The 20,598-nt window shown below is 52.7% G+C and carries 18 protein-coding genes; 15 read left to right on the top strand and 3 right to left on the bottom strand.

The annotated features are described in order from the left end of the window. A partial coding sequence (locus WH50_RS26655) for a hypothetical protein (RefSeq protein WP_207780252.1) occupies positions 1-181 on the top strand: 181 nt, incomplete at its 5' end. Between the two features lie 128 nt (positions 182-309). On the opposite strand, the gene WH50_RS14165 is transcribed toward WH50_RS26655, so the two are convergent. Continuing rightward, a complete protein-coding gene (locus tag WH50_RS14165; protein ID WP_110187890.1) occupies positions 310-1,872 on the bottom strand; it encodes a GGDEF domain-containing protein in 1,563 nt (520 codons plus the stop codon). Positions 1,873-2,082: 210 nt separating this feature from the next. Between WH50_RS14165 and WH50_RS14160 the strand changes: the two genes are divergently transcribed. Beyond that, on the top strand, positions 2,083-3,030 hold the full coding sequence (locus tag WH50_RS14160) for an AEC family transporter (protein ID WP_110187889.1): 948 nt from the start codon (positions 2,083-2,085) through the stop codon (positions 3,028-3,030). Positions 3,031-3,247: 217 nt separating this feature from the next. On the opposite strand, the gene znuA is transcribed toward WH50_RS14160, so the two are convergent. Then, entirely contained in the window at positions 3,248-4,240 is a 993-nt protein-coding gene (gene znuA / locus WH50_RS14155; RefSeq protein WP_207780310.1) for a zinc ABC transporter substrate-binding protein ZnuA, read from the bottom strand. Positions 4,241-4,393: 153 nt separating this feature from the next. Between znuA and WH50_RS14150 the strand changes: the two genes are divergently transcribed. The 13 genes from WH50_RS14150 to WH50_RS14085 all read left to right on the top strand — a co-directional run bounded on the left by WH50_RS14150 (position 4,394) and on the right by WH50_RS14085 (position 19,365). Further along, on the top strand, positions 4,394-4,867 hold the full coding sequence (locus tag WH50_RS14150) for a Fur family transcriptional regulator (RefSeq protein WP_110187888.1): 474 nt from the start codon (positions 4,394-4,396) through the stop codon (positions 4,865-4,867). Positions 4,868-4,912: 45 nt separating this feature from the next. Then, entirely contained in the window at positions 4,913-5,770 is an 858-nt protein-coding gene (gene znuC / locus WH50_RS14145) for a zinc ABC transporter ATP-binding protein ZnuC (RefSeq protein WP_110187887.1), read from the top strand. 49 nt (positions 5,771-5,819) lie between these two features. Beyond that, positions 5,820-6,617 carry a zinc ABC transporter permease subunit ZnuB gene (gene znuB, locus WH50_RS14140; protein ID WP_110187886.1) on the top strand — a complete coding sequence of 266 codons (798 nt, stop codon included), beginning with the start codon at positions 5,820-5,822 and terminating at the stop codon, positions 6,615-6,617. Next, complete coding sequence (locus WH50_RS14135; protein WP_110187885.1) at positions 6,614-7,942, top strand: MATE family efflux transporter; 1,329 nt, start codon at positions 6,614-6,616, stop codon at positions 7,940-7,942. The genes znuB and WH50_RS14135 overlap by 4 nt, the downstream gene beginning before the upstream one ends. Positions 7,943-8,117: 175 nt before the next feature. Beyond that, positions 8,118-13,232 (top strand): RHS repeat-associated core domain-containing protein, encoded by a 5,115-nt coding sequence (locus WH50_RS26650; RefSeq protein ID WP_110187884.1) that lies wholly within the window; start codon positions 8,118-8,120, stop codon positions 13,230-13,232. A 10-nt stretch (positions 13,233-13,242) separates the two neighbouring features. Beyond that, complete coding sequence (locus tag WH50_RS14125) at positions 13,243-13,671, top strand: hypothetical protein (RefSeq protein ID WP_110187883.1); 429 nt, start codon at positions 13,243-13,245, stop codon at positions 13,669-13,671. A gap of 177 nt (positions 13,672-13,848) precedes the next feature. Then, positions 13,849-14,289 (top strand): hypothetical protein, encoded by a 441-nt coding sequence (locus tag WH50_RS14120; RefSeq protein ID WP_110187882.1) that lies wholly within the window; start codon positions 13,849-13,851, stop codon positions 14,287-14,289. A gap of 41 nt (positions 14,290-14,330) precedes the next feature. Further along, complete coding sequence (locus WH50_RS14115) at positions 14,331-14,972, top strand: S-type pyocin domain-containing protein (protein ID WP_110187881.1); 642 nt, start codon at positions 14,331-14,333, stop codon at positions 14,970-14,972. A 402-nt stretch (positions 14,973-15,374) separates the two neighbouring features. Then, entirely contained in the window at positions 15,375-16,913 is a 1,539-nt protein-coding gene (locus tag WH50_RS27165; RefSeq protein WP_110187879.1) for an RHS repeat-associated core domain-containing protein, read from the top strand. 9 nt (positions 16,914-16,922) lie between these two features. Continuing rightward, complete coding sequence (locus WH50_RS14100; RefSeq protein WP_110187878.1) at positions 16,923-17,351, top strand: hypothetical protein; 429 nt, start codon at positions 16,923-16,925, stop codon at positions 17,349-17,351. 311 nt (positions 17,352-17,662) lie between these two features. Further along, a complete protein-coding gene (locus tag WH50_RS14095; protein ID WP_110187877.1) occupies positions 17,663-18,028 on the top strand; it encodes a hypothetical protein in 366 nt (121 codons plus the stop codon). Positions 18,029-18,456: 428 nt separating this feature from the next. After that, entirely contained in the window at positions 18,457-18,666 is a 210-nt protein-coding gene (locus WH50_RS14090; RefSeq protein WP_110187876.1) for a hypothetical protein, read from the top strand. Between the two features lie 384 nt (positions 18,667-19,050). Next, positions 19,051-19,365: a hypothetical protein gene (locus WH50_RS14085; protein WP_133251326.1), complete on the top strand. Its 315-nt coding sequence runs from the start codon at positions 19,051-19,053 to the stop codon at positions 19,363-19,365. A 436-nt stretch (positions 19,366-19,801) separates the two neighbouring features. On the opposite strand, the gene WH50_RS14080 is transcribed toward WH50_RS14085, so the two are convergent. Beyond that, positions 19,802-20,497, bottom strand: coding sequence for a GntR family transcriptional regulator (locus tag WH50_RS14080; RefSeq protein ID WP_104152673.1), 696 nt, complete (start codon positions 20,495-20,497; stop codon positions 19,802-19,804). Positions 20,498-20,598 lie beyond the last annotated feature (101 nt).

Raw genomic sequence — 20,598 nt, 5'->3', positions numbered from 1 at the left:
AGCGGGCAAGGCTATAAAATACAAAGCCGGAGTGAGGGCATCACTCCGGCTTTGTTTGCTTCTGGCAGCGCTGTGCGATCTGTCGTTAAGGCTTAGCAGGCTATTGAAAAACGTTATCGAGGCCACCGAGACAAGGAAATACACCGAGGGCACAAGAAACAGGCGAAAAAGCGGAGTTTAGTGGGCTAAATGAGCATTTGACTCGCTCCGCTCGCCCCTTCGAGGCCGTGCTAAAGCACGTTCAGCCTGTGGCTGTGAGCCTGTTTTTGACGCGGTATTCGGCAACGCAGATAGATTTTCAACGACCTGTTAGGAGCCCCAGAACACCACCTGATCCTTACCATTCTCCTTGGCCCGATACATGGCCTTGTCGGCCTGCTGCACCACCTGCTCGGCGTCATCGGCCTGATCAAACCAGACCACACCGATACTGGACGACACCTGCACCGCAACTTTCACTTCTGACACCTGCATCGGTTTGCTCAGGGCCTGCAACAGTCGCTGGGCAATCTGTTCGACGACCTCGCGCCGCTCGACATGGGTCAGCAGAATGACAAATTCATCGCCTCCCAGCCGGGCAGCAATATCACCATTGCGTACTTCATACTGGATACGTTCGGCGGTAATTTTCAGCACCCGGTCACCGGCCTGATGGCCGAACTGGTCATTGATCTCCTTGAAACCGTCCAGATCAAGCACACATAGCGCCAGCCAGCTGCCCTGTTTTCGCTGCACTTCCAGGGCATCCTCAAGATGCTCGAACAGGGCGTAGCGATTGGGCAGGCCGGTCAGCGCATCGCTGTAGGCCATTTCATCCAGTATCAGCTGACGGTGAACCAGCCCAACATTAGCCTGAGCCAGCGCCTGGGCATCACGGTAGGATCGGCGCAGGAAAACCAACAGCAGCATCGTCAGTGCCAACAGCGCCAGCAGTAACATCAGCGGTTGCAAGGCGGTGTGATTGTTACCTTCCGGGCTAGCACTGCGCACCTCCAGCTTCCACTGCCGCCCCGGTACTTTCAGCGTGAAATGGGCGACATCGTCACTGTCAGCCTGCGGAGTCGCCGCCACCGGATAGATAGCCGTCAGTTTGCCCTGTTCATCGTCATACAGCGCCATGCTGAGGGGCAGGCCGTCGGCACTGATCTTGTCGATCAGGATCTTTGGCCGCACCATCAGAATGATGTAGCCGCGCAGCGCCGCCCAGCGTTCATTAGCGGAGTTCAAAGGCATGTCAGCACGGTAGACCGGCTGATAGATCGCCACGGCGCGTGGCCCTTCCGGGTCCTGCATCAATACAAAAGGAGGTGTGATCACCCGTTGATCATAACGCCCCGAGCGTCGGATGGTGTCCTGATTGAAAGGCCGAGCATAGGTGTCGAGCCCTACCACCATGGAGTTCATACCCGCTGGTTCGGCATAGATAATGGGAAAGTACTCAGGACGATAAGGCGCGCGGACCGGATGACGGGCATCGGTTGCGATATCAAAGATTCCCAGCGGTGCCAGCTGATGGGCACGCAGCTCCTGTTCGACCGCGGTACGCTGACTGCTCCCCACCTCCGGCGCCCAGTGCGCGGCTAACAGTTCCGGCCGGTTCTCCAGTACTGCCTCGACAAAGTGATGAAACTCATCACGTTCGACATTCTGGGATGAAAGAAACAGCCCCTTGAAAGCCTGCAACACCTCAGCACTCTGGTTGATGGCCTCCTGCACCCGCTGCGCACGCAGTTCCGCAAGGCGAACAAACTCCCGCTGCACCAGCTCCTGTTCCAGCGACAGGCTGTAATGGTAGGCGCCAAGAGAAACGCCGATCCCGATCACCGCGACCAGCGCTAATCTCAGCCAATGTTGCAGAGGGATGGGAAGCATACGCTCTGTCCAGATTAGCACCGGCTCATACTAACCTGAGCGCTTCTGCAGCGAATACCTTCTTACTTGCGGAATTCGTCATTGGTGCCAGGCTTGGCGTCCCTCTGCTGTTCGTCTTGCAACGATGATTGTTGCTGGTGACAGGCGCGCCTTTGCCAGTTAGTACGCGTATTATGTCCCCCGCCCGCGCCTCAGCTACAGGAACACCCTATGTCTGCACAGGTTGATGTGCTCTCGGAAATCTTTACCGTGTCCATGCCGGTTTTCGTCATGGTCATCGTCGGCATGGTTCTGAAACGAGTGCGCTTGATTGATGATGCCTTTATCGGCACCTCGTCCACCCTGACCTTCAAGGCGCTGATGCCCGCATTGCTGTTCTTCGGCATCATGCAGGCCGACCTGCACACGGCACTGCAACCCAAACTGATTGGCTACTTCTATCTGGCCACCCTGCTGACCTTCGCGGTGTCCTGGCTGTGGTCACTCAAGGCGGTGCCCGCCGCGCAGCGCGGGGTTTATGTGCAGGGTGCCTTTCGCGGTAACTGCGGTATTGTCAGCCTGGCACTGGCCACCAGCCTCTACGGTGACTATGGGCTGTCCATCGGCGGGGTGATGGCCGGGCTGGTGATTATTCTTTTCAATGTGCTGTCCGTCATCGTGCTGGCCATCTACAGCACCAGCTATCAGGCTGACCTGCGTTCGGTGCTGCGCGATATGGCCCGCAACCCGCTGATTCTCAGTGTGCTGGCCGGACTGGTGGCATCATTAGTGGGCCTCAAGCTGCCTGCCTGGCTGCTGGTGTCGGTCAAATACTTCACGTCCATGACCTTGCCGCTGGCGCTGATCTGCGTCGGTGGCTCCATGAGCCTGGCATCCTTTATCGATTCCGGGCGGGTAGCCTTCAGTGCCAGTCTGATCAAGGTGCTGTGGTCACCGCTGCTGTTTGTCGCGCTGGCCTGGGCCATTGGTTTTCGTGACAAGGATCTGGGAATGCTGCTGCTGTTTCTCGCCAGCCCCACCGCCGCCGCAAGTTATGTGATGGCGCGTGCTACCGGCAGTGATGCCAAACTGGCAGCCAATATCATTGCCGTCTCTACTGCCCTGTCGATTGTGACCATTATGGGCGGGCTCTTTTTGCTACAGCACTTTGCGCTCTGACACCCTGCTCACGATCTGCGGCGCGTCGGCCATACTGCATGCTCACTTAGTTGACTAAGCTCCGCTTCCTCGGCGCTTTTCGCCTTGTTTGGCCTTAGCTCGCGAGATCGTAAACATCTGCAGTAGATCAGGGGATTGAAGGGAGGTGGTAAAACCGTTGAGGACACGCAGCAGCGGCACTATAAAGCGGCACCGCTGCCGGGAGAGAAGGTCCGTATTACTGCAGGCAGCTGGCAAACTGCTGACCCAGATCGGTCAGGAATGCAGGATAGCCGTTAGCACTGACCGGAATAGCGGTCGCCAGCGGGTCCAGCGTACCCCGCTTGATCTGCAGGCCATCGGTGATGGCATCGATCACCGCCGGCACAAACTGTGGCTCGGCGAACACACAGCGGGCCTTGCCCTGTTCCAGCGTGGTACGAATCTCGGCCAGATGCTTAGCGCCCGGCTTACGTTCCGGGTTGAGCGTAAACTCACCCAGATGATTCAGCTGATAGTGTTTCTCGAAGTAGCCATAGCCATCGTGAAACACGTAATATCCCTGCTTCGCAACGGGCTGCAACAACGCCACCAGCTGCTTGTCGGCATCGGCTACCGCCGCCTGAAAGCGGCTCAGGTTGGCCTGATACTGGGCAGCATGATCGGGATCGAGGGTACTCAGACGCTGGCTCAGTTGCTCGGCAATGGCCAGCCCCTGCTCAGGCCCGGTCCAGATATGAGGGTCATAGGCGTGGTGATGGTGCTCTTCGCCCTCATCGTCATCATGATCGGCATATTCATCGTGATCCGCCTCGTCGTGGTGATCGGCATGCTCATCATGGTCGTGATCCTCATGGGCAGCGCCAGCAGGGGCAATACCCAGCGCGTCAGCCAGATTCAGCACATGCCGGGCATCGACACCAGCGAGCGGCTTGCTGAGAAAGGCTTCCAGCTCTGGTCCGACCCAGACCACCAGCCCTGCGCTCTCCAGCTTGCGGCGATCCGAGGGTTTCATGGCGTAGTCATGGGGAGAGGTGCCCGGTGCCAGCAGCACGTCCGGCTGTGATACGCCATCGGTAATGGCGGTGGCAATCAGCTGCAGCGGTTTGATAGTGGTCAGCACCTGCACATCGGCCTGTGCTGAACCCGCCATGACACCTGCCAGCACCATGGCAGGCAGGGCCAGTGTCTGTGCCAGCGCGGAACGGGCGCGACCGGGAAGTGGCATCATGCAAAACTCCTTACCAGAACAGGGCCGTCACCAGCGTGACAGCAGAAAAGGGGTAATCGCCGGTCGAAGCAGAGTCACAATGAAAATTTACCGCCGGCTGGTGAGCGGCATATTAGATGTTATAATATTTCACAATTGCAAGAGGAGAATGACATGAGCGGGCAAGATTCGAGTTTTCAGCCTCATGATCATCAGCACTGCATCCACAGCGCTCTTGCCACGGCCAAGCGTCTATGTCTGCAACGGGGCGTGCGCTTTACCCCGGTGCGGGAGCGGGTACTGGAACTGATATGGCAGAGCCACAAACCGCTGGGGGCCTATGAACTGCTGCCGCAACTGGCGCAGGACGGCTACAACTCAGCACCACCGACGGTCTACCGTGCGCTGGACTTTTTGCAGGAACAGGGGCTGGTGCACCGTATCGCCTCGCTGAACGCCTTTATCGGCTGCACTTCGCCTGCGCACCGGCATACCGGTTACTTCTTCCTCTGCAGCCAGTGTGGCGCTGCACTGGAAATCAATTGCGATGCCATCGATACAGCAATTCACAGCCAGGCCAGTGAGCAGGGCTTTCAAATTCAACATCAGACCCTGGAAGTGGTCGGCCTCTGTCCTGCATGTCAGTGACGGCCCTTCCCTGGTTACCGACAGCACGAGATCAGTAACGTCACCATGTCATCTTCCCCACTGCTGACCCTCGACAACGTACGCCTGGCTTTTCAGGGTGATGCGGTTCTGGATGGTGTCAGCCTGAGCCTGCAGGCAGGCCAGATCACCACCCTGATCGGCCCCAACGGCGCCGGTAAAACGACGCTGGTACGTATTGTGCTGGGTCTGCTGCAACCGCAGTCCGGCCAGCTACAGCGTCATGCCGATCTGCGCATCGGCTATATGCCGCAAAAACTGCATCTGGATAACACCCTGCCGCTGACAGTAAAGCGCTTTCTGCAACTGGCCCGGGGTGCCCGCAAGCAGGATCTGAACGCCAGCCTCCAGCAGGTGGGCGCTGAACATCTGCTCAATCACCCCATGTATGGCCTGTCCGGCGGTGAGACCCAGCGTGTTCTGCTGGCACGGGCACTGCTGCAGCAACCCGAGCTGCTGGTACTGGACGAACCGGTACAGGGCGTGGATGTGAATGGTCAGGTCGAGCTTTACGCCCTGATTGCCCGCATCCGCAAGCAGCTGGGCTGTGCTGTGCTGATGGTGTCTCATGATCTGCATCTGGTGATGGCCGATACCGATCAGGTGATCTGCCTGAACAAGCATGTATGCTGCTCAGGCAGCCCGGCGCAGGTCAGCAGTGATCCGTCATTCCTGGCGCTGTTTGGCCGTCGTGCCGCCGATACCCTGGCGCTGTACAACCACCACCATGATCACAGTCACGACACCCACGGCAATATCATCATTGACCACCCCGACTTCCAGCCCAGTCAGACGCCGTTATCCCTCGCCCCGCATGCTGTACGCCCTGCCCAGCCGCTGGCTGGCCACGTCCATCATGCCGGCTGCAATCATGACCATCACTGAGTGCAGGTGATTGTGGATAACGTCACGTTGAAGCGAGAGACCAACCACTGTGGATAATTTTTTGATTCTGGCCCTGCTGGGCGGACTGGGGGTCGCCATGGTCGCCGGACCACTGGGCTCCTTCGTCGTCTGGCGCCGTATGGCCTATTTTGGTGACACCCTGGCCCACTCCGCCCTGCTCGGTGTGGCGCTGGGCTTTCTGTTCAGCATCAACCTCAATCTGGCGGTCGTGCTCTGCTGCGTCGCACTGGCGCTGCTGCTGGTCAGCCTGCAGCACAAACGCTGGATTGCGACCGATACCCTGCTAGGTATTCTTGCCCATACCAGCCTGTCGCTGGGACTGGTGGCGGTATCGCTGCTGGACAATATCCGCGTCGATCTGATGACCTACCTGTTCGGAGATCTGCTGGCCGTGCAGCCAGTCGACCTGTACTGGATCTACGGCGGCGGCCTGCTGGTGCTGGCACTGCTGGCCTGGCTGTGGACACCGCTGCTGGCCATTACCGTCAACGAAGAACTGGCCAAGGTCGAAGGGGTGCCGGTGGAGCGCGTGCGGCTGGCACTGATGCTGCTGGTGGCCGTCGTTATTGCGGTCGCGATGAAAATTGTGGGTGTACTGCTGATCACCTCACTGATGATCATTCCGGCGGCCACCGCCCGTCGCTTCGCTCACACCCCGGAACAGATGGCGATTTACGCCAGTCTGATCGGCATGCTGGCGGTCTGCATGGGGCTGGCACTGTCCTGGTATCACGATACCCCGGCAGGTCCGTCAGTGGTTGTCAGTGCCTTCGTCCTGTTTCTGCTCAGCACTCTGGCACCCCAGCGACTCAGCCGCGCCACATGAACACCCAGCCCGTCGCCGACAGTCCACTGAAGCAGCTGTGGCGCCTGTCCTGGCCCATCATGGTCAGCAACGCCAGTGTGCCGCTGCTGGGGCTGGTGGACACAGCCGTCGTCGGCCACCTGCCTGACAGCCGCCATCTGGCTGCCGTGGCACTCGGTGCCTCGGCCTTCAGCCTGCTGTTCTGGGCCTTTGGTTTTCTGCGCATGGGCACCACCAGCGTGATCGCTCAGGCCTATGGGCGGGATGACGGTGATGGCATTCGTCTCAGCGCCCTGCAGGCCATGCTGATGGCGACCTGTCTGGGCTTGCTGCTGATTCTGCTGCAGCAACCGGTACTGTTACTGCTGGAACATATCTTCAGCCCGGAGCAAAGCATCCGTGAGCTGGTGCTCAGCTATCTGCATATCCGCATCTGGTCAGCGCCGGCTACCCTGCTCAACTATGTGCTGCTGGGGGTGCTGCTGGCCATGCAGCACGCCCGCGCGCCGGTACTGATGATGCTCAGCATCAACATCACCAACATTCTGCTGGACGCCCTGCTCGGCGTGCAGTGGGGCTGGTACAGCGCAGGCGTGGCCTGGGCTTCGGTGGTGGCCGAATATCTCGGCAGCTTCTGTGGTTTATGGCTGCTCTGGCATACGCTGGCCCGGCTGCCCGGCCACTGGCCGAGCCTGTCCTGCCTGCTGCAGAGCCGCTGGCTGCAACTGTTTCAGGCCCACCGTGATCTGTTTATCCGCACCCTGTGCCTGCTCGGAGTACTGACCTGGATGACCCGTCAGGGCAGTCTGCTGGGCGCTGACATTCTGGCTGCCAATGCCATTCTGCTGCAGGGGATGAGCCTGACCTCCTACGTGCTGGACGGCTTTGCTCAGGCGGTGGAGTCGCTCTGCGGTGCGGCCTGGGGACGGCGGGATCAGGCCCGGCTGCGCCTTACCATTCGTGCGGCTGCGTGGCTGTCAGGCTGGACGGCACTGGCCTGGACACTGCTGTTCTTATTCGCCGGACAGCCACTGGCTCATCTGCTCACCAGCGTCCCTGAGGTGCTGGCTCTGATTGATCATTACCTGCCCTGGCTGGCGTGGATGCCGTTGATCGCCGTATGGAGTTACCTGCTCGATGGCCTGCTGATTGCAACCGGCCAGTTTAAAGCCATGCGCGATACCGTATTACTCGCCGCCGTGCTGTTTATGCTGATCTGGTGGCTGAGCCGTGATCTGGGTAACAGCGGCCTGTGGCTCAGTTACTGGCTGTTTTTTGTAGTGCGGACACTGGGTATTGTCTGGTACAGCTGGCGCCAGATTCTTAAACACAAAACCACAATTTGATTACACAAAAATAAAATCAGACACACAAAATTGACACAAACCCTGCTCCCCCCTAGACTCCTGCTCACTTTTGTCGGGCGGAACCCTGCATAAGGTTACCCGCCCAGTCCGTTTCAGCGTTTCGCTTCCAGTCCAGTTGTATGGATAGCCGCCTTAAGCACAGGGATGATTGCTTATGCTGCGTATTTCCTTGCCATCGACCGATGGCTCGCTATTGATTCTGTCCGATACGGCCAACCTTCCAGGCGCTACGGCAGTCAGGGATGCCGCCCGCTTACTGCAGAACCTGCCCGAATCTGCCCGCACCTCGCTGGTTTGCGCGCTACAGGGCATCAACAGTCCGGCGGCCAGCCGCAGCAACAGCCTGACCCAGCTTGGCCGCAGCGTTGCCGATGCCATCCAAAACGGCCAGCTCTATCTGTTCAGCAGTGGCAACAGCGTACGCGCCAAAGGCCATGGTCGTGGTTATGCCGCCATCAGTGCCAAGAGTGTTGCCCTGCCCGGTGCCGTCAGCGGATCGGGGGGTTTTGGTCTTGGCCAGATCAGCGCCGCCGCCAATCTGCTGAGCGGCCCCAGCGCTGCATTCAGCAATGTGGCGGGCAGCATTGGCGGTTTTGCCGGGCCGATCAGCGGTGCGGCAGCCAGCCTTACCGGGAGCAGCAGTCTGTTAGGCAGCCTTGGAAGCCTTGGCGCCGATGCACTGTTGCAGAAAGCGGGCCTGCCCAGTCTCAGCACCGTGACGGGGATCATTTCCACGGCCAGCTCTGGCTCGCTGCCTGCGCTGGTGGAGTCAGTGGGCAAGACCGCCATCAGCTATGGCCTGAGTAAAGCCGGTCTGCCCTCGCTCAGCACCCTCTATAACATCACCGATGGGCTGTCGAAGCTGCCCCAGGTTATCAGCAGCATCGGCGAAGGCGACTGGGCCGGTGCGCTGAGCAACCTCGGTCTCGGCGCCCCTCCCCTCAATCTGACACTGTCTGATGACGGCTGCTGGGGGACCGGGAACCCGATGTCCCCCTTGCCAAACTATCCCGAACCTTATGGTGGCGGCTGGGGAGGCGTACTCAACAACGTCAGCGGCGACGCCCTGACGCTGACCATGGACGACACCAGCAACACCCTGCCGCTGGGCGCCATGAGCTTTGGTGGTGACCCCGTGTCGCTGGCCAGCGGTGAAGAAGTGCTGCGCCTGACCGACTTCAGCCAGCCGGGACTGTTCCCCCTGCAATGGCAACGCCTGTATCGCTCCGGCCTTTGTGATCAGCAAAGCGGGCTGGGGCTGGGATGGCGCACGGCTTACCACCAGACGCTGGAGCTGCAACAGGATGAGCAGGGCGAACGCCAGTTGCTGCTGACCGATGCGGAAGGACGGGTACATGTTTTCGCCTGGGTCGGCGACGGCGGTATGAGTTATCAGCAAGCCTCGGGGATGGCACTCAAGCACGATTACGACACCGTATTGCGCGACATGCGCTTTCATCTTTATCTCAGCGATGGCAGTTGCTGGAGCTTCCGCCGCGGCAATCCGGCGACACAGCAATGGCAGCTGGAGACCGTCTGTGCCAGCGATGGTCGCACCCATGACTGCGACTACGATGAACAGCACCGCCTCAGCCGTATTCGTTACGGCCATCAGAGCGCCATCACCCTGGAATATCAGGGCGAACTGCTGACCGCTATCCATCAGGTCCGCCTTGATGCCTGGCAGGAAGTCGCCACGCAGCTCAGCACCCTGGCACGCTATCACTATTCCCCTCTGGGTGAACTGCTCAGTGCGACTGACCAGTATGGCCGTACCGAACACTACCGCTATGACCGCGGCCTGATCCTCCAGCGCACCCGCGCCAGTGGTTTTAGCCACTATTTCCGCTGGCAGCATTACGACAGCCGCCACACGGCAGCACGATGTATTGAACAGTGGGGAGAGGGCGATCTCTACCACTACCACTTCAGCTATGACCGACTACAACGTATTACCACCATGACCGATGGCCGCGGCGGTATCTGGCGTCATCAGTACAACAGCCAGTGGCGCCCCGTGCAGATCACCTCACCGGACGGGCGGACAGAGCGCTTTGACTATGATGAACACCAGCGCCTGATCCAGCATACCGACGGCAATGGCCATCAAATCCGCTACGCCTACAACCATCGCGGCCAGCGCGAAGCCGAACTGCACAGTGACGGCCTGTTCCACCGCTTCCGCTACAACGACCGCGGTCAGCTGATTCAGCAGAGCGACAACGACGGCGAGCTGTTTAAACGCCACTTCAATCTCGCCGGGCAGCCACTGTGGCTGGAAGATGCCTGCGGCGCCCGCAGCCGCTGGGTCTATGACCGCCGTGAACGGCTACAGCAATGGCTACCCGCTGCTGCACCGGCGCGCACCTTCTATTACGACAAAGATCAGCCAGACCGCCTCTCCTCGCTGCACATCGGACAGGCTCGCTGGCGCTTCAGCTATGACGAAGACGGGCGGGTCAATGCCGTGCTCAACCCGGACCAGTGGATCAGCGCCGTACGCTATGAGCAGGGCCGGGTGGTGGAGCGACGGCAGTTTGCTCAGGCTCAGCCCTCACAGGCCGAGGTGACGCAGTATCGCTACAACGACGCCGGTCAGCTGCTCAGCCAGACCCTGCCCGATGGCCGCACGTTCAGTCTGGAATATGACGGTCTGGCCCAGCCGGTGCGTCAGGTCTTCCCCGACGGCTCCAGCCTGACGCTGGACTATGACGCCGAGCGTAACCTGACCTCGCTGCTGCGCAGTGACGGCAGCCGCTATCACCTCGACTACGACGGCGATGAGCACATCACCCGCACCATCGGTTTTGATGGTCGCGAACAGCACTACACCTACGATGCAGGCGGTAAACTGGCCGTGATTACGGAGGGCCAGCGCCGTGTTGAGCTGGAACGTGATAGCGCCGGTCGGATTGTGCGCCGCCGCTGCCTGCTAGAGGGTCAGGGCTGGGAAGAGGAGTTCCTGCCCCGCCTACGCGGTGGATTACAGGCCACCCGTAACCCCGAGGCCGAATGGCGCTTCGACTACCGTGCCAACGGTCAGCCACAACGGGTCGAACTGCGCCTGCCCGAGCCCTCCGGCCAGCCTGAGCGCATCTATGCTCTGCACTATCAGCACGATGAGCAGGGCCTGCTACAGGGGCTGACGCTGGCGGATGGCAGCCAGTTACTTTTCAGCTACAACCGTGATCAGCAACTGGAAACGGTGCGCTATCAACGTGACCACGACGCGCCGCCGTTACGCCTGCTACGCCGGGAACTGGATGCCCAGTCACGGGAAGTGTCTCGCCATCTGGGCGAACAGGACGATACCCTACTGCTGCTACAGCGCTTCGACAGCCGCGGGCGACTGTGCCAGCAGCGTTGGCAACTGCCCCATCTGCAGCGTCAGCGCGACTATCACTTTGGGCAGGATCAGCAACTGCAGCGCATCGAGGACAGTCAGGGCGGCCTGCAGCAGTTCCAGTACGATGCCCTCGGCCAGTTAAGCCAGCATCATCATGACCTGCCCGGTCACCCGGACAGCGCCTTTTGCCAGCAGGGTTTCCACTTCGACAGTCTGGGCAACCCGCTGCATCACAACAGTGAAGCCACCTTTGATCGCCTGACCCGCTTTGGCAGCCTGCGCTACCGCTACGATGCCTACGGCAACCAGATCAGCGTGGCGCAGGCCGATGGCGAACAGCCGCTGCAACAGCGCCGCTTTGACGCCCTCAACCAGCTGCGCGAAGTGAAGGAAAAGCACGTCACGGCTCGCTACGGCTACGACAGTTTTGGCCGCCGTATTGTCAAGCGGGTAGAGACCCGTCAACTGATCCGCGAAGAAGGCTATGACGCCGACGATGACAATGGCTGGGTTAGCAAAATCGAACGCCAGAGCACCGTCTTCCTGTGGGAGGGTGACCGCCTGCTGGGTGAAGTCAGTGAAGGCCGCTATCGCTGGTATCTGTATGAGCCTGACAGCTTCCGCCCGCTGCTGCTGATCGATGACGGCCAGGTCTACTACTACCAGCTTGACCACCTCGGTACGCCACTGAGCCTTACCGACAGTTTCGGTCATGTCGTCTGGCAAGCCAGCTACAGCGCCTTCGGTGAAGCCCAGATCAGTATCGAGCAGGTACGCAACCCGTTGCGCTTTCAGGGCCAGTACTTCGATGATGAGAGCGGTCTGCATTACAACCGCCATCGCTATTACGACCCTCATACCGGCCGCTATATCAGCCAGGACCCCATCGGCCTGCTGGGCGGACTCAACCCGTATCGTTATGCCCCCAATCCGGTGAACTGGGTCGATCCTCTGGGGTTGACGTGTAAGGAGGAGGGATTCCTCGCCCGTAATCAGCAAGATATGCAATCTTACTGGGATAGCATTCAGGATGGGGCTTTAGATAGCCAGAGCCCTGCAACCTACATGGGCGCAGGACTGATGAAGTCACTTGGCAATATCGGCTACAGCATTGCCAACTCGGTGACTGAAGCCTTTACTTCTCCTGGTGAAGGCTTAAAAGGTGTAGCAAAGTCAGTCGTCAACTTCGGTCCGGAGCTGTTTAACGGAGCAGTCAATGTCACCAAGAAAGCAGCCGATGGCTTTACGCTCATTGCTGAGCAAAGCGGCATGTTCGACCAAGGTGCGTTCCAGACATTCCGAGACACCGAGCCGTATAACATCGATCTACTTGCCCCATACACCAATGAGGCTCAGCAAGGCGGCAGCTTGATTGCTGGCGTTGCAGGTGGTGCAGCAGCAACGAAACTTGGCAGCAAAGCGGTTACTTTGTCGGGGACACTCGAGAAATCCACAGTCAGAACCTCCAGCATCAAAGAGCTACCTGCTGGAGTTTATCCAGATGAACGCGGAGTCTACGGATACCTACCAAAGCCGAGTAGTCGTTATGACAATCCGTTATACGATTTCACAGATGTCACTTTTGTTGAGAGAAACCGAAAAATTAGGCTTGACTATGTAAGTGGCTCACAAGAGCTAGAGCAGGCAATAGCAAGAATGAAAGTTCAGGGCGCAAGCTCTGAACAGATTGCAAGAAGAGTTGTGCTCCAGAGAAATACCCAGAAAATCGAAGCCCGTTCCTTAATGACGGATGAAGAAGTAAAAGTTCTTGAGAGCGGAAACATCAAGCGCTATGGCGACCCAATCGGGCCCACTCCTGATGATCTTTTCGACAAATATGGCGATTGGGATACAGTAATCGAAAAGTCGATGCAAAAAGATCCAGAAATAAATATCCTTCTTGGCGTCAACCCAGACCATTGAGACCCAAAACATGATAATAGAAAAATTCAATGACAAGGCTAATGAAATCCAATTCGATGAAAGAACGGGAAATATAAAAATACATCAAGTAAAAAATAAAAAATTTTCAGGTATAGGTGAAAAAATTTTAGACAATTTTGCTATTCTTTACATTGCTAACGAGTCTATCTACCTCCGCTTAGGAGACAACACTATAGAAATAGTCACCAAAGAAATGTCATTTGATTACTCACACATAGACACTACTACTACCTTTTCAATACAACAAAGAGGGAAAATTGTATTCAAGATAGACTATCCGTCGTGGTGGATTGCTCAGGACCAGCCGATGCCAGGCCTTGGAGTAGGAGATGATGATGAGAATGACTTTTTTGCTTATATAAAGCTCATGCTAACCAATGACACCAGACGGCTTCACCTTATCAAAAAGTACTCGTAATTCATGAAAAAACAAAGACACCTTAAATAACAGAAGAAGTAAAATCCAAGGCCAAAAAGATACCGAACACTTACTTACACACAATAGATGGGAGTTTCAAAGAAATCGACTACATCCCCCAGAAAAAATTATTGGCGCTTGGAAAGCAGATCAATAAGCTGTTAAAAGGAAAATAAAATGTCAGATCTTGAAATAAAGATCGAGCATAAAGAACAAGAGCTTTACACGTTTAACATCAGAAACAAAGAAAAATTCATCGTTCAAGCAAAGTCAGAAAACCTCGGTGAAATAAATTGGTTTACTGAAAATAAAAAAGCAATTTTAGATGATGAACTTTCAGTTTTACAAGAAAATATGTCTATCGCCGAGTCAATAAAAAATTTCTATGAGAATATTGAAAGCAAAACAGATGAGGAAGTTGATAGAGTTTACGAATACAGAACAACCCATGGTCTGAGATTTGCTTTTAGAGGGCAAGATATAGATGACATATACATAGGAAAAATATCAGAAGATAGGTATGAAATTTCTGAGGCTGGCGGTACACATTGGTCAATTACAATAGATATCAACGATTTTTTTCATCAGCTGAACAATGAAATTGCTCGGCACATGTAACTTGGCTTGTCGTGCAGCATGAATAGTCTGCAGCATATCTGATGCCTGACAGCCACGGCATCTATACGGACAGAGGAACTCTAGTAGCCATACGCAAGGGTGACCAAACGCTCCCTTTCCAGCGCATTGGTGACACATATATTGCGACCGAACCCAGCGGTAACACAATTGTATGGACACCTGATCAGAGCGGTGATATCGAGAGCAGCAGTGCAAACTATCCCGCTCAGACAGACCCTTTCCCTAATACTACGATTAGCTTTCCGAGTGATATTGGCGTAGATAACAGCACCAGCTATCCCGTTTATGACGATGCGGACAGTGGTATTTATGGCTATCCTGCAGATTCAGGCGTGGGTGATTTGGGGGCGGTGTTTAATTCCACTCCGCGACCATTAATCTCAAGAATTGAGGGAAATCCAAAATTAGTAAAAGAAGCAGAAATAACTGGTCGTTCTCATCAGGACAGCATTGATAAATTGACAGCCCAACTACAAAACGGAAACCTTAATCCAGGAATAGGGACCAAACCTATCGGACACGGACTTTCCGAGGCTCGTGCACGAGATGGTGCTAGAGTTTACTTTCGAGTAACAAGTAATGGAATAGAAATATTAGGAAAGTCAGACAAATCAAATCAACAAAAAGTAATTAATGAAGTAATTAAAACCTTTGGAAGATGATAATGAATTTTGAAATACAGTACATCGGCAAATTAAATTCCAACACCGGAAACATAGACGCTACAATAATTTTAGAAAATGGCAAGAGATTCTCTGCGACATTTTTCACCATAGAAAACATTAATGAAATAATAAATTCATACAAATGCACAGGAGAATGTTTAAGTGGAAAATATTTTTGGGCAAGCGACCTTATTATTGTTAACAGCTTAGACCAAGAGACAATATACAGAACAATACGAGACATCATTGATAACAATGAAATAAATTTCGCCTGTTCAGAAATAACCCAATAATAAAAAGAGTAAAACAATTATCGTTTCACATGCTAATACGTCTAGGCTTTGTTGTGTAAAGAGGGATTTGATTATCACGCTGCATTGATGCCTACGGCATTATGGCGTGCATCAGACCGATGGCGAACAACCGCTGCAGCAGCGCCACCGTATCAGCAAGCGGGTGGAAACCCGTCAACTGATCCGCGAAGAAGGCTATGACGCCGACGATGACAATGGCTGGGTTAGCAAAATCGAACGCCAGAGCACCGTCTTCCTGTGGGAGGGTGACCGCCTGCTGGGCGAAGTCAGTGAAGGCCGCTATCGCTGGTATCTGTATGAGCCTGACAGCTTCCGCCCGCTGCTGCTGATCGATGACGGGCAGGTCTACTACTACCAGCTCGACCACCTCGGCACCCCACTGAGCCTTACCGACAGTTTCGGTCATGTCGTCTGGCAAGCTAGCTACAGCGCCTTCGGTGAAGCCCAGATCAGTATCGAGCAGGTGCGCAACCCGCTGCGCTTTCAGGGCCAGTACTTCGACGATGAGAGTGGCCTGCATTACAACCGCTATCGCTATTACGACCCTCATACCGGCCGCTATATCAGCCAGGACCCCATCGGCCTGCTGGGCGGACTCAACCCGTATCGTTATGCCCCCAATCCGGTGAACTGGGTCGATCCTCTGGGGTTGACGTGTAAGGAGGAGGGATTCCTCGCCCGTAATCAGCAAGATATGCAATCTTACTGGGATAGCATTCAGGATGGGGCTGTCGATAGCCAGAGCCCTGCAACCTACATGGGCGCAGGACTGATGAAGTCACTTGGCAATATCGGCTATAGCATTGCGAACTCGGTGACTGACGCTATTACCTCTCCTGGTGAAGGCTTAAAAGGTGTAGCAAAGTCAGTCGTCAACTTCGGTCCGGAGCTGTTTAACGGAGCAGTCAATGTCACCAAGAAAGCAGCCGATGGCTTTACGCTCATTGCTGAGCAAAGCGGCATGTTCGACCAGGGTGCGTTCCAGACATTCCGAGACACCGAGCCGTATAACATCGATCTACTTGCCCCATACACCAATGAGGCTCAGCAAGGCGGCAGCTTGATTGCTGGCGTTGCAGGTGGTGCAGCAGCGAAGCTAGGGGTAGGGCAGCGAGCATTGGCAGCAGATGCTGCGGCTGCATACAAGACTGTTGTTCCAGACAAGATTAGGTACGTCGATCTGCCCAACGATTTAGTTGCAGATTCCAAAGGTGTCTATGGTTACCTCCCAACGCCGGATTCTCAATTCCATTCAAGTAAATGGCCTGTAGATTGGACAGATATAGAGCAAGTTTCCTCTGCGAGAACTACCAGACTCGAATATCATGTTGGCTTAGAGAAAAAGCAGGAATTTGTTAATAATCTTCGCCTTGAGGGAGTTAGTGATGATGACATTGCTAGGAAAATAGTTGAGATGAGAAATCAGGATAGACTTTCTCACTATAAAACTTCAGAAGCTTTAGAGGTTGTATATCAGCGAAATCTTGAAAAGTACGGAAATAAGACTGGTCCAACGTATGAATCACAGATTGCCAAATATGGAACCTCTGCAGAGGTGATAAATGCGGCATTGAGGTCGAATGATACGATGGATATTTTGACTGGTATAGCTAAGCAAAAATAAAGGTGATTTATGATTTTATCTAAGCCGTTTGATAAAGGTGATCTGGTTGATTTTGATGCGTCTATAGGCGTAGTTAATAGTAATGTAGACGTATCAGTTAAGCCGAAAGGAAACTTCCATCTATTGGATCAAAGATGCTTAGCCATTTACTGTGAAGACAACGTTTTGATCTTACAAATGGACAGAGATAAGTGGGAGTTGTCTTCAGCAGATGTCGAGTTGAGGTACTTCCATAACTTAGCTAATAGAACGACATGCTTCGAAGTTAAATCTCCAAAAAAATCAGTTTCGATAGAGTACAAAACTTGGTGGGCGGAAATTCCAGGATTTGAACCAGTAGAGCCGGAAATGGATGAGGATGAAGACTTCTTGGGCTACGTTTTTTCAGTTTGGAAAAATAAGCAGTTGCAGGGAAGTTTGATTAGTAATTGGGCCTAGGTCACTTATTGTCACAAACAAAACCTTTTCACCAATTCTATCAAATTCTGTAAGTGCAGAAGGTATTAGATTTTATGCGGATGACGATATTTCGCTTACTATGAACTGGACGCCAAATCCTAAGAAACATTTAACGCCATTTGATAATACAGTGGAGCATAGCGGTAAGCATCTCGATGGAGGCTGTTTATCGTTCTGTGCCAGCCAATAATGACCCATTAGAACCAGCCAGTAACCTGATGTATGATACAGAAGGGATAATAGATACTACTATTCAAGACTACATAATTAAGTATTAGGGAAGCAATGCTATGGATATTGAAAAAATCAATGTTGCATCCACGACCAAGCTAGACAGCGATTACAATGAGCTTTTTGAGCTTTTGAAAGGTAAGGAGCTTTATTTTAATTTTATAAAGCCTGAAAAAAACAATGAACCACTTCGTGTTCCTTTGGCTCGTGTGGGAGAGAAGATAAGAGCTGTAGTTTTTTTTACAAAAAGAGAAAATAAAAAACTAGAAAAAAGTCACGGAGGAATAGTATGGGAAAAAGCATTAGAGATGGTTGCTAAGATGGATGACGCTGATGGACTTATAATAGAAAATTCAGAAAGAGCCTGGATTGCCATTAACAAAGGGACTATCCAAAAAATAATCACTAATACTTTTGAAATATAAAACTCAATAGTTATATCAAAAATCCAGAACATTTAATATTCTGACACCAATCGCTGTTAAACTTGCACGTGTTATATTTTTCTAAATCAACACTCCTGATGAAGTTTTCGGAAAACATGGCGATTGGGATACAGTTAAGGAAAAATCGATGCAAAATATCCTTCTTGGTCTCAACCCAAGCCATGACAATAGAGAGATTCAACGACAAGGATAATGAAGTTCAATTCGATAAAAGAACAGAGATACATCAAAGAGGAAAATTGTATTCAAGATAGACTACCCATCGTGGATGGATTTCTCAGGATCAACCGATGCCAGGTCTTGGAGAATGCATGATGATGAGAATGATTTTTCTACTTATATATATAAAGCTCATGCTCGTCAATGACACCAGACTGATTCACATTATTAAAAAGCACTCATAGTTTATGAAAAAGACAAAAGCACCTGAAATAACAGAAGAAATCAAGTCCAAGGCAAAAAAAATGCCGAACGCATACTTATATACAATAGATGGTGATTTAAAAGAAAGCGACTACATCCCCCCAGAAAAAATTATTGGCGCTTGGAAAGTAAATCAAAATGGTGATATATCTGGCGAGTTTATTCATAACCCCCAATATAAAGAAAATACTTGAACAGAAGAAAGCCACTATATCTATTTATAGTTAAGTTAGTTATGAGGCGGCTCATCATTTTTTGTCATCCAAGAGAATGTTCAATGCTCATATTTCCGCTTCAGCCAATATAGCATTGATGGTGTTTATAGCGAAAAACCATAAAACCATAAAACCATAAAACCATAAAACCATAAAACCATAAAACCATAAAACCATAAATAGGGTATATAATTATTTTCAAAAAAGGCAGATAAATTCTTCGTGGGTGAAATTGAGATTAAAATATATATCAACACAAAAGCTTGAATATATTTTCAATCTGCAAGACAGCAACCCCATGTATAAAAGCTATGAAGCTACACATCAATACAAAACTTGACTTCAGCATACACGATTACCTCCTTGAATATGATGCGCAAAAATAATGAAAATCCAGAAAAAGAAACAACCGATAGAATATTTGAAAGATATATTAGAAATTTACAAGATATAGATAATAAGAAAATAGAAAATCTTACAGATGTATTAGATTTTTTTGATGATGTAAGTTTTTTATATCAACTCATTAAAAGTATAGGATTAGACAATTTTAACAGCAGAGTAAATGAAGCAAACCTGCTAAGACTCAGAGCTGCTTTTATGAACATAGAGGTAAGCTCAAACGATATGAGGAAATTTATAGAGAGCATAACGGGCAATACAAGCGACAATCTGTAATTACATGGTATCATTTTAACTATTCACACATGCAGTCAGATTTATTTTAAAAATCAAAGACGTAAGACAGATAAAGTAATGAAAAACAAAACCCTCTATAGCCGTTTTATTTACCAACCAAACCATGAAACCAGTCAACATATATAGCGTAATTCTATCAACAACTACTTATATACTGTCATCCACACTTTTGGTTTATCTTTTTCTGCACTGGCTACCTATCTATATCCTGCTTTTCTATTTCTCTATCCAGATAGGTGCCGTAGAAATAGCTTTTTCAAAAAACACACTGGCCAAACATATTGCGCTGATTTATTTCTCTGCCTACATCACTTCATTGAGTCTAGCTATAGCGCTTACCCAAATGGGCAGACATTCTTTCGTTGAACTGGGCCAGCTTATTGAGCACTGGCCTCCTATCTTCAGGCTTTGATCTCTACTTCACCGTCTCCACCCCGGCAAATACCTCAAACAAATCTACCTCTTCCGTTTTCTGTGGACCAAGGCGCAGGCGTTTTTCGATGGCAAGTAAATGGTGCTCCATTGACGCTACCGCAGCGGCCTTATCGCCTGACAGCAGCGCTTCGGCAAGATGGTCGTGCTCGTCGTGGGAGCACTGTATGCCGCTTTGCACTTCATACAGGGCAATGATCAGTGAGGTTCGGGCGATCAGGCTATCGAGCATTTCGCCCAGGGTCTGATTACCGGCTATGCGTGATAAAAGGCGGTGAAAGTCGCCGGAAAGACGGATGAACTCCGGCTTGGCCGGGTCATGGCCCAGTGCATGCTCCTGCGCAATATGCGCACTGATGGCCTTGCGATCCTTTGCGCTCATATTGTCGATGGCATTCTCGATCATCGCCTTTTCAATCACCCGGCGGGCAGCGAACACTTCACGGGCCTGCTGCGGTGTCGGCTCTTCGACAAAGGCACCCCGGTTCATTTCAATCCGCACCAGCTTGAGATGGGACAGATCACGCAAGGCGCTGCGCACATGATTGCGATTGGCGGCAAACACCTCGACCAGATTCAGCTCGGTCAGACGGGTGCCCGGGGGGAGACGCTGCTCGACGATGGCGTCGTAGATGGAGTTGAAGATGCGTTGTACTTCGCGGACGGCATGGCTGGCCATAACTTGTTACTCTTGCCTGGCTCTCGCTGTTCTATTGTTAGCAATTTAGCGGAAACACAAGGTGAATGCCTAGCGCTGTTTTGCACTGCCCCGATATGTTT

Source organism: Pokkaliibacter plantistimulans, assembly GCF_003194385.1.
Classification (GTDB): domain Bacteria; phylum Pseudomonadota; class Gammaproteobacteria; order Pseudomonadales; family Balneatricaceae; genus Pokkaliibacter; species Pokkaliibacter plantistimulans.
The sequence above is the reverse complement of the archived record's forward strand: the minus strand, read 5'-3'. Positions and strand labels throughout refer to the sequence as shown.

What these genes read in the sequence shown, in the direction of transcription:
- WH50_RS14135 (WP_110187885.1), top strand. Translation starts at nt 6,614, where the DNA reads ATGAACACCCAGCCCGTCGCCGACAGTCCACTGAAGCAGCTGTGGCGC.
- WH50_RS14160 (WP_110187889.1), top strand. Translation starts at nt 2,083, where the DNA reads ATGTCTGCACAGGTTGATGTGCTCTCGGAAATCTTTACCGTGTCCATG.
- znuA (WP_207780310.1), bottom strand. Translation starts at nt 4,240, where the DNA reads ATGATGCCACTTCCCGGTCGCGCCCGTTCCGCGCTGGCACAGACACTG.
- WH50_RS14150 (WP_110187888.1), top strand. Translation starts at nt 4,394, where the DNA reads ATGAGCGGGCAAGATTCGAGTTTTCAGCCTCATGATCATCAGCACTGC.
- WH50_RS14090 (WP_110187876.1), top strand. Translation starts at nt 18,457, where the DNA reads ATGAAAAAGACAAAAGCACCTGAAATAACAGAAGAAATCAAGTCCAAG.
- WH50_RS14165 (WP_110187890.1), bottom strand. Translation starts at nt 1,872, where the DNA reads ATGCTTCCCATCCCTCTGCAACATTGGCTGAGATTAGCGCTGGTCGCG.
- WH50_RS14080 (WP_104152673.1), bottom strand. Translation starts at nt 20,497, where the DNA reads ATGGCCAGCCATGCCGTCCGCGAAGTACAACGCATCTTCAACTCCATC.
- WH50_RS14125 (WP_110187883.1), top strand. Translation starts at nt 13,243, where the DNA reads ATGATAATAGAAAAATTCAATGACAAGGCTAATGAAATCCAATTCGAT.
- WH50_RS14120 (WP_110187882.1), top strand. Translation starts at nt 13,849, where the DNA reads ATGTCAGATCTTGAAATAAAGATCGAGCATAAAGAACAAGAGCTTTAC.
- WH50_RS14095 (WP_110187877.1), top strand. Translation starts at nt 17,663, where the DNA reads ATGGATATTGAAAAAATCAATGTTGCATCCACGACCAAGCTAGACAGC.
- WH50_RS14100 (WP_110187878.1), top strand. Translation starts at nt 16,923, where the DNA reads ATGATTTTATCTAAGCCGTTTGATAAAGGTGATCTGGTTGATTTTGAT.
- WH50_RS14115 (WP_110187881.1), top strand. Translation starts at nt 14,331, where the DNA reads ATGCCTGACAGCCACGGCATCTATACGGACAGAGGAACTCTAGTAGCC.
- WH50_RS26650 (WP_110187884.1), top strand. Translation starts at nt 8,118, where the DNA reads ATGCTGCGTATTTCCTTGCCATCGACCGATGGCTCGCTATTGATTCTG.
- znuC (WP_110187887.1), top strand. Translation starts at nt 4,913, where the DNA reads ATGTCATCTTCCCCACTGCTGACCCTCGACAACGTACGCCTGGCTTTT.